Origin of the sequence: Sulfurimonas sp., assembly GCF_032250635.1 — a bacterium.
In the GTDB taxonomy this organism is placed as follows: Bacteria; Campylobacterota; Campylobacteria; order Campylobacterales; family Sulfurimonadaceae; genus Sulfurimonas.
The window spans coordinates 1-9,672 of the sequence record NZ_JAVVFL010000071.1 but is presented as its reverse complement, the minus strand read 5'-3'; the positions used below and the strand labels follow the sequence as shown (position 1 = coordinate 9,672).

Genomic DNA, 9,672 nt, shown 5'->3' with positions numbered 1-9,672 from the left:
ATACAACTCTTTTGAGGTCTCAAAAGAGAAGCCTATCAAAGGGTATATTCAGCTCGTAAAGATGTTTGTCTACATCTTAGGCTTTATTATCGCTATTTGTGTTCTGGTCGGCGTCTCTCCATGGGGCGTTCTAAGCGGTGTGGGAGCATTTACCGCAGTACTAATGTTTATCTTTAAAGACACCATCCTCTCTCTTGTCGCAAGTGTGCAGATTGTGGCAAACGACCTCTTTAAAGTCGGAGACTGGATAGAAGCTCCAAACTTTGGAGCAGACGGAGAGGTCATAGACATCGCTCTACACTCTGTAAAGGTTCAAAACTGGGACAAAACCATCGTAACAATTCCGACTTACAAGTTTATGGAGAACTCCTTTAAAAACTGGCGCGGCATGAGTGAGAGCGGCGGCAGACGTATAAAAAGAGCTCTTTTTATAGATGTAAACTCCATTAAGTTCTGTGCTCCCGAACTTTTAGAAAAGCTCAACAAAATAGAGATCATCAAAGATTACCTCCAAGAGAAGCAGAAGGTTGTTGACACTACGGATGAGATAACGCTGAACAAAAGAAAGCTCACAAATATAGGAACTTTTAGGGAGTATGTAAAAAGATATTTGCAGAAAAATCCAAACATAGACAGCAAAAACTTCACATTTATAGTCAGACAACTACAGCCGACTTCAAAAGGGGTTCCGCTTGAGGTCTACGCTTTTAGCAACAAAAACGAGTGGGCAGAGTATGAGGATATACAGTCGGATATTTTCGACCATCTTCTAGTTGCCCTAAAAGAGTTTGATCTTAGACTATATCAAGAGCCCTCAGGAGAGTTTGGCGCCGCTAAATAATACTCTTTATATACTCATGAACCTCTGAAGCACTTCCTCTAAAGGCAACCAGATGAGAGCGCTTTTGTATCTGATAGTCATACATCGGGTCATAATACTCACTCAGCAGATACTCTACCCACTCCTTGTACTTCTCAAAAGAGCCGCTTCTCTTCTGCTCTTTGAGTGCATCTTCAAAAATAGCAAAAACCTCACTATATTTCTGATTTCCAAGTCGTCTTTTTATGCGATACATTGCGTTTTCTATACTCTCTTGCCAAGCATTAAGAGCATCTGTAAAACCTGCTCCATCGTACGCTTTTTGCGCCTCTATGACATACTCGTTTAGGGTTATATCTATCCTCTCATCCAAAGGCGTCTCAAGTATCACAAGAGGCGAATTTGACATAACCGGTGTAAAGCTATCGGGCATAAATACACTGCCGATGTGTTTTCCCTCATCCTCAAAAACAAGAGTTCCAAACCCCTCTTCTCTCTTTTGAATCAGTTGATATGTCAGGTTGTTCTCAAAGTCTATCTGTGAGGTTTGCGGCGTAATCTTCTGTCCGAAAGATGAGCCTCTGTGGTTTGCCAAGCCTTCAAGGTCGATTGCATTTTGCATTTTTTTAAGCTCTATTGTCTTTCCTGAACCGGTTCTTCCGCCGAGGATTATGGGTTTAAAATGCTCACAAGAACCCTCAAGCTCCGGTAGCAGATACCCTCTAAATGCCTTATAACCGCCCTTTAAGCGCACTATCTCTCGACCTCTCTCGCCAATCCACTGCTGCGCTATTTTCGAGCGCTGTCCGCCTCTAAAACAGTATAGAAGCGCATCTGGATTTGCATCCATAAAATCAAGCCACGCCTGCACCCGCTGCTCTTTTATAGCACCGCTCACAAGCTCATGTCCTAATTCTACAGCCTTTGCATTGCCTCTATTTTTATAACATATACCTACTTCATGTCTCTCTTCATCACTCATAATAGGAAGATTTAGGGCATTAAAAAATGCACCTTTTTTAAACTCAATAGGTGCGCGGACGTCGATAAGCGGGGTATTGTTTAAAACAATGGATTTGAAGTCATCAAAGAGTTCCGACACCTATAAAACCTCTACCAAATGTTTGCCTTGTGCCACCGTTTCTCCGATTGGCTCAAGTTCCAGACCTGCCGCGCGCGCTGTTTCATAAAATGCATCCACACCATCTTTTCTAACCATCACAAGCAGCCCGCCCGATGTCTGTGCATCGCAGAGTATCTCTCTTTGTTTCTCGCTCATTTGAGAGATTTTATGACCGTAGCTCATAAAGTTTTTACGAGAACCTCCAGGTATGCAGCCAAGCGCTCTATATTTTTCAACATTTAAAAGAAGCGGAACTTTCTCAAACCAAATATTTGCGCTAATTTCGCTTGCTTCACACACCTCGCTTAAATGTCCCAAAAGACCAAACCCAGTAATATCTGTCATAGTAACAACGCAATCAAGAGGTGCCAATGCGCTGCCCGATTTATTGAGCGTAACCATCGCTTCAATCGCCGCATCTATGTCGCCAGCTTCAATCTTTTTTTGCTTTTGTGCCGTTGTTAGTATGCCGATACCTATAGGTTTTGTAAGAAATATAAAACAATTCTCCTCGCCGCCGCTGTTTTTCATAAGGTTTTTGTTCTCAACTAACCCCGTAACAGCCAGTCCAAAAATCGGCTCAGGAGAGTCTATAGAGTGTCCGCCCGCAAGAGGGATGCCCGCATCTTCACATGCCGCACGACCTCCCTCTATCACCTGACGTGCCACATCGGAGGAGAGTTTGTCAATCGGCCATCCAAAGATGGAGATAGCCATAAGAGGCTTCCCTCCCATAGCGTATATGTCACTTAGTGCATTTGTCGCAGCAATGCGCCCGAAAGTAAAAGGATCATCCACAATAGGCATAAAAAAGTCTGTCGTAGATAAAACGGATGTGCCGTTGCCCAAATCATACGCCGCCGCATCATCTTTATGCTCATTTCCCACAAGAAGTTCTGGAAAGAGAGTGCTTGAAATGTTTGTTTTTAGTATCTCATCAAGAAGCATCGGTGAGATTTTACATCCACACCCAGCTCCGTGGCTATATTCGGTTAATTTTATTTGTTCCATTATTTTCCTTGAAAACAGTTATTTTACTTATGCAGCGCTAGCTCTTTTTTTAGATATTCGCCCGTATAAGAGCCTGTTTTTTTATGCTCGTCTGCGACCTTTTCAGGGCTTCCCTCAGCGATTATAAGACCGCCGCCGCTTCCGCCCTCTGGCCCCATGTCGATGACGTAGTCGGCATTTTTTATCATGTCTAGATTATGCTCGATTATAAGCACCGAGTTGCCAAGCTCTACGAACTTGTGAAGAACACCCGTCAATCTATCAACATCGGCAAAATGAAGTCCAGTCGTCGGTTCGTCAAGTATATAGAGAGTTTTGCCCGTATCTTTGCGGCTTAGCTCCTTAGAGAGCTTGATTCTTTGTGCCTCACCGCCTGATAGCGTTACGGCATTTTGACCCAAAGTTATATAGCCAAGACCTACATCGACAAGTGTTGACATAATCTGGTTTATCTTTGGAATGGGTCTAAAAAACTCATGCGCCTCATCGACACTCATTCTTAAAACATCTGATATATTTTTACCCTTGTAAAAGACCTCTAACGTCTGCTGATTGTAGCGCGTACCTTTACATGTGTCGCACTTAACCATAATGTCCGGCAGAAAGTGCATCTCAATCTTGTTTTCGCCCTCGCCTTGACACTTCTCGCATCTTCCGCCTTTGACATTGAAACTAAATCTAGAACTTGTATAGCCTCGTATCTGTGCCTCTTTTGTCTGCGCGAAGAGATTTCTTATCTCATCCATAACACCCGTATATGTTGCGGGGTTTGATCTTGGAGTTCGCCCAATCGGGCTTTGGTCGAGATAGATAACTTTATCTACATGCTCAAGCCCAGTTATCTCAACACCCGCTACTTTGTTGACCTTTCTTGCATGATTTAAAAGCTCTCTTGCTGTGGGAAGAAGTGTTTGAAGCATCAAAGAGCTCTTTCCGCTTCCGCTCACGCCTGTTATACAGACAAAGTTATTTAGGGGGATTCTTGCACTTAGATTTTCTATATTGTTAAGTGTGACGTTTTTAATCTCTATAAATTTATCTTGCTTGCGTCTATAAAAATACTCTATCTTTTTTCTGCCATAAAGATAGTCTGCAGTTAGTGTTTTTGCCTTTTTTAACTTATCAAGCGTTCCTGCAAAAACAACATCTCCGCCGAATTTTCCGGCACCCGGTCCGATATCTACAATAAAGTCTGCATTTTCAATAGTCTCTTTGTCATGCTCTACGACTATAACGCTGTTTCCCTTCTCTTGCAGGCTTCTAAGCGTACGGATAAGTTTAAGAGTATCTCTCTCATGCAGTCCGATGCTCGGCTCATCCAAAACATACAAAACACCAGTTAAACCACTGCCGATTTGTGATGCGATGCGGATTCTTTGCGCCTCTCCTCCGCTGATCGTTCTTGCGTCACGCCCAAGGGTAATGTAGCCAAGTCCGACATCAAACAAAAAGTAGAGTCTCTCTCTTATCTCATTTAAGATCGGAGCGCCTATCTGGGTGCTCTGTTTTGATAAAGCTGAAAAATTACCCTCATCCTTAAACCACTCATAGCTCTTTGCAATCGGCATCTCTAAAATGTCTGCAATCCCTTTACCTGCAACCTTTACGGCGAGTGACTCTCTTTTGAGCCTATTCCCATTACAGACATTGCAGACTTTTTCACTCATGTAGTCAGCCAGCTCTTTCTCATCTTTAAACATGTCGTAGGCTATCTTGATAATCCCTGGCCAGACTCTCTTTACCTCGTGGTTTTTCCATAAAAAACTCACTTCATCAATTCCGCCGTGAAGTATCGCTTTTTGTTTATACTCAGGCAGTTCGGAGTATGGCACGGTTATATCAATCTCATTTGCCGCGCAAAAGCCCTTTAAAAATGTAAAGTAGTACCCTTTGTTAAAGCCGTATATAATCTTAACCGCACCCTTTTCTATGCACAAATCTCTATCGATTATCTTCTCATGGTCAAGCGCGTAGCGAAGTCCAAGACCGTCACATTCGCCACAAGCTCCTTTTGGAGAGTTAAAAGAGAAAGAGAGCGGTTCAAGCGGATCAAAACTTATCTTACAGTCAAAACATGCGTTGTGTTCGCTGTAGTGGATGCTTTGCTGTTTAAGACCAAGCTCTTCGTGGTTTAGTATATCAACCTCCAGCTCGCCGTAGCTCTCTTTGAGCGCTTTTTCAACGTCTGCTGCAATTCTCTCTTTGTTCTCATCTTTGACTACAACTCTGTCAATAACGACCTTAATGCTATGTTTTTTTGTTTTGCTCAGCTCTATCTCTTCATCGAGTCTGACCATAACGCCATCAATCATGGCACGCACATACCCTTTATGTGACAAAGACTCCAACACATCATGAAAGCTTCCCTTTTTTTCGCGCACAAGAGGAGCCAAAAGAACAAGCTTTGCTCCCTCTGGGAGTTTTGCAACTTCAGCGATAATATCAGAAGCGCTCATTTGAGAGACGACTTTGGAGCATTTATGGCAGTGCTGTATACCTACTCGCGCAAAAAGAAGTCTTAGGTAGTCATATATCTCGGTAATAGTTCCCACTGTCGAACGGGGATTTTTTGACGTTGTTTTCTGGTCAATGGCAATAGCGGGAGTAAGCCCCTCTATCTTGTCAACATCAGGCTTGCCGACGCGATCTAAAAACTGTCTTGCATATGATGAGAGAGACTCCATGTAGCGTCTCTGCCCCTCCGCGTACAGTGTATCAAAAGCTAAAGTAGACTTTCCGCTTCCGCTTAGTCCTGTAAAAACAACCAACTTGTTTTTTGGAATCTCAAGCGATATATTTTTTAAATTATTCTCTCTAGCGCCTACTATTTTTATAATATCTTTATTTTTCATTTATAACCAACAATCCTCTAAAAAAATATTCTTTGTACCAAATATATAACAATTAGTAGATAAAAACCTACTAATAGTTTTTTATGCACCGCCGAATCAACTCTATCTTTAAGTAAAATACCGACGTATACACCAGCTAGCGATGCCAAACCTATAATGACTCCGCTAAAGAAATCTATCTCTCTGCTAATGGCGTGAGATATAAGACCAGAAACTGATGAAAAAACCACAAAAAAGAGCCCCGCCGATACGGCCTTTTTAAGGTCTACATGCAAGAAACCAACTAAAATAGGAACCAAGATAATGCTTCCGCCGACACCTATAAGCATACTTAAAAGACCTAAAAAGAGACCTATTAAAAAAAGTACGGCCCTGTTTACCTCTTTTTGTACTACATCAACTTTTGTCTTGAAAAAAAGTCTGCTGAGTGCAAAAACAGCAAAAACCAAAAAGATAATCTCTAATGTCAAATCGCTAAATACAGATGTAAAAAATCCGCTCAAAAGTGCACCGACAAAACCGCCGATACCAATTGTAAAGACCAGTGGAACATCGAGTGTTCCTTTTTTATTGTTTAGATAACTGCCATAAACAGAACTAAAAACCATCTGCACAACAGAGATGCCGATTGCATCTTTTATCTCATGTCCAAGAAGCAGAAGCAGAGGAACAAGTATGGTCCCTCCTCCTATGCCAAAAAAACCAGATAAAACGCCGACACCGATACCTAAAAATATCAACTCAATCATTATTAAAACTTTTTTTGGAATTATAGCATCTTAATGCAACGTTTCATTTGACATCTAAATTCAAGATAATCTGCTTCTCTAAAATATATTAAGAATTTTTAGAGGTGTGCTAAAGTATAATTTAGCTAAATAAGGGTGTAAAAATGTTAAATACAATCATTGAAGCTTCAAAAAATTTTTGTGTCCATCAAATCAGGCTACCGTATGAGTTACACGACAATGTCACTCAAATGAGAACAGTTATTGCTTATATTGATATACAAAGCATTAATGGAACTAAACACAGAGTTTATATCGGAGCGACACCGAATTTCGCACAGAGAATTTCCACACTTCTTTTAGAAGAGGATGATAGTGATGAGGAGACTTTGATAGACATGACGCTTGAAACTGCAAACTTGATTATCGGGAGCGCAAAAGTTCTCGCAAGCGAGAGTAACTCCGGGTCATACACTATGTCTACTCCCTATTTTGAAAAGATTGATGTTTTTGATTTTATATACGACAGAGCAAAAGTCTTAAGAGTAGAAGACGATGAGATGATTATCGCTATTAAGGAACTATAGTTGAATAAAAAAAGACGAACGTATGGAGCCAAAGAGTTCACGTTTGACCCGGAAAAAGAACTCTCTTGGATGGACTATTCCGGTCTTCTGGACATGGAAGTGGAGTTTGTATCCGAACTTGGAGAGACCGAACTATCTATCGGCGATATATTAAAACTTACAAAAGGTTCTATAATAGACCTTAAAAAACCAGCGGGTGAGAGTGTTGAGTCTTATGTAAACGGACGTATTTTAGGAAAAGGCGAGGTTATGGTTTATGAAAAAAACCTTGCTATCCGTATAAATGAGATACTAGACTCAAGCGCCGTCCTATACCATCTTGCCAAAGAGAGACTATGATAAAACTGTTCTTAATTTTCCTGCTTCCGCTTTCTCTGTACGCTTCAAAAATTTTAAGCTATAACATCTATGACAGAACAGACAGAGTTGATGTTATGATCACCTTTGACACTCCGTATGAGGGTGTTATAAAGCAAAACACAAGCGACTCCAGCATCTTGATAAAACTTGAAGATGCCTCCATAGAGTCTACAAAAATAAAAAAGCTCTCATCAAAATATATAAAATCTATTACAATTACGCCCATGTCTGGATATACACAAATTGCCGCGATTGTACCCCCTTCTATCAATCTTCAAGCATCAAAGACATCCGACTCATATGGACTTAGATTAAGATTTACAACCGCAGAGCCGGCAGAAAAAAGCATTTCGCAGCCACAAGAAACAGAAGCTCCTCTGCTTGCTTCGCTTCCGACAAAAAAGAGTGATAATATATCGCAGAGTTACTACTTAGTAATAACAATATTAATCATAGGGATTGTTATACTTTTTTATATCAAAAAAAGAGTCTCAACTCCGCAAAACTCTAAAAAAACATCTTCATGGCTTTTTGCCCAGAGCAACAACAAAGAGCAAGCAAAGCCAATACAGCCTGCCCTCTCCGATGATGTAAGCATAAGATTTCAAAAATCATTAAATGAGCAAAACAGTGTAGTCATGCTTGATTTTGGCGAGCAGAGTTATCTTGTGCTTATGGGAAAAAACAATATTCTTCTTGATAAATTTACCCACAACAAACCGACGACACAGGATGATTTTGAGTCTATTTTACAAAGCAGACACCAAGAGCTGGAGAGTTTTTTAAATAGTAGCAGCGAAGATTCAAAAGAGTATTTGCAGTCCTATAAAGAGAAAGCTGCATCTGTGAAATATAGGGCTTAGATTAAGAGGCGTCTTGGTTAAATCTATTTTCTAACAGCTTCTTAATCGTGTTTATATTTGTCGTGGTTAGTTTATATTTCTCATCCATCATCTTGCTTATATGATAGACTTCAGTCACTGTAATACCGTATGGGTCTTTCTTCTCTTTTACGACTTGATCACCTTCAAAAGAGTAGAGATAGAGGGTTTTGCGCGTCTGCTGTATATAGTATGTAAGCACTATCTCATCAGAGTGTTTTTTTTCAAGAGCTACGATTACGCGCCTGTCATCTTCACAGCTCTTATCTAGTTTTAATTCATCTCTCATTTGTGCCGCATCTATATAGCCGATATAAAATTTATTGTACAAATCATGGTATCTCTGAATCTTTTCGCTCATTAAAAAGTTCATATCTAATATATGTTTTTTATTACTGTTGATAGTTTTTGTAATCCAAGAGATAGTGTTGTAGTATCTAAAAGGGTAGAGTTTCAAGGAGTGAGCCTCTATCATCTTGGCAGATTTAATTCTCTTTTTTGGCATCAATTTTTTAGCATCCGTATCTACAATATACTCAAGCACTTCATTTGCCAAAAAGCCTTCCGTCAGCCAAACAGTACAGTAAGATGGCAATTGCCTAACTCCGGTAGCTCCCTCATTTAAAATAATAAGAGCTTTTATCTCATAGTTTGGAAAGATCAGCTCAAGAAGCGCTTTCTTTTTTCTAAGTCTTTTTCTAAGTTTGAGTACAGATTTCACAAGCGTCATCTCTACAAAATAGAGTTCTTTATTTTTTGTAATAAGCATCGCATCAAATTCGCTTATCTCTCTGCTTTTTGTTCTATAAACAATCTGCTGTTTTTCACTTATTGAGAGCGTATTTGCATGTGCTTTTATCTTATCTTGATGAAAACCCTTTAGCACAAACTTATCTATCTCTTCATTTTCTACGGCATAAATGAGTAGTTTTTCATAGATAAAATTTTCAAAAACTTCGCCCTCAAAAGAGCGGTATGAACTAAGATAGTGCGGATCTTCTTTGCTTATTCCTCTTCTTATCAAAGAGAGGAGATGTTTTACATTGTAGTCGTAATGTAGTAGATTGTCACCTATATCGCTGTGGTCTAGTGTTTTAATTGATTTGCTTATCTTTAACAAACTATCTCGCTATTACTAAAAAAGTCATCTATTACAGCCCGGTATTCTTTTATGTCAGATATACGGTTTACACTGTCTCTAAGTGCTGATGCACCAGGGTAACCTTTAGAGTAAGTATGCGTATGTTTTCTAAACATACGCGCTCCATAGGAGCCATAAAACTCTATCATCTTATCAAAGTGCTCCATGA

General features: G+C 40.1%; 9 protein-coding genes and 1 pseudogene. 4 read left to right on the top strand and 6 right to left on the bottom strand.

Going from position 1 to position 9,672, the window contains the following annotated elements:
- The coding region (locus RQ763_RS05770; RefSeq protein ID WP_314151706.1) for a mechanosensitive ion channel family protein at positions 1 to 841 on the top strand (841 nt) is incomplete at its 5' end.
- Here the strand turns inward: RQ763_RS05770 and mnmH are convergent.
- Genes mnmH through RQ763_RS05750 form a run of 4 tightly spaced genes read right to left on the bottom strand, consistent with a single transcriptional unit; the run spans position 834 to position 6,555 of the window.
- Positions 834 to 1,922, bottom strand: coding sequence for a tRNA 2-selenouridine(34) synthase MnmH (mnmH, locus tag RQ763_RS05765; protein ID WP_314151705.1), 1,089 nt, complete (start codon positions 1,920 to 1,922; stop codon positions 834 to 836). The two genes, RQ763_RS05770 and mnmH, sit on opposite strands and share 8 nt — an antisense overlap.
- Positions 1,923 to 2,954 (bottom strand): selenide, water dikinase SelD, encoded by a 1,032-nt coding sequence (gene selD / locus RQ763_RS05760; RefSeq protein WP_409932361.1) that lies wholly within the window; start codon positions 2,952 to 2,954, stop codon positions 1,923 to 1,925.
- 23 nt (positions 2,955 to 2,977) lie between these two features.
- Positions 2,978 to 5,806 (bottom strand): excinuclease ABC subunit UvrA, encoded by a 2,829-nt coding sequence (gene uvrA / locus RQ763_RS05755; protein ID WP_314151703.1) that lies wholly within the window; start codon positions 5,804 to 5,806, stop codon positions 2,978 to 2,980.
- A gap of 17 nt (positions 5,807 to 5,823) precedes the next feature.
- Entirely contained in the window at positions 5,824 to 6,555 is a 732-nt protein-coding gene (locus RQ763_RS05750) for a sulfite exporter TauE/SafE family protein (RefSeq protein WP_314151702.1), read from the bottom strand.
- Positions 6,556 to 6,698: 143 nt separating this feature from the next.
- Here RQ763_RS05750 and RQ763_RS05745 point away from each other — a divergent pair, with 143 nt between their 5' ends.
- From RQ763_RS05745 to RQ763_RS05735, 3 genes are read left to right on the top strand one after another with little or no spacing between them, the layout of a single operon-like run.
- A complete protein-coding gene (locus RQ763_RS05745; protein ID WP_314151701.1) occupies positions 6,699 to 7,121 on the top strand; it encodes a chemotaxis protein CheX in 423 nt (140 codons plus the stop codon).
- Positions 7,122 to 7,460, top strand: coding sequence for a flagellar motor switch protein FliN (fliN, locus tag RQ763_RS05740; RefSeq protein ID WP_314151700.1), 339 nt, complete (start codon positions 7,122 to 7,124; stop codon positions 7,458 to 7,460). It abuts the gene before it with no gap.
- A complete protein-coding gene (locus RQ763_RS05735) occupies positions 7,457 to 8,344 on the top strand; it encodes a hypothetical protein (protein ID WP_314151699.1) in 888 nt (295 codons plus the stop codon). Before fliN ends, RQ763_RS05735 begins: the two co-directional genes overlap by 4 nt.
- Before the next feature lies 1 nt (position 8,345).
- Here RQ763_RS05735 and RQ763_RS05730 read toward each other — a convergent pair whose 3' ends face one another.
- Complete coding sequence (locus RQ763_RS05730) at positions 8,346 to 9,482, bottom strand: hypothetical protein (RefSeq protein WP_314151698.1); 1,137 nt, start codon at positions 9,480 to 9,482, stop codon at positions 8,346 to 8,348.
- Positions 9,476 to 9,672: pseudogene (locus RQ763_RS05725) on the bottom strand (tRNA dihydrouridine synthase DusB); the annotation flags it as partial. The gene RQ763_RS05730 and the pseudogene RQ763_RS05725, both read right to left, overlap by 7 nt.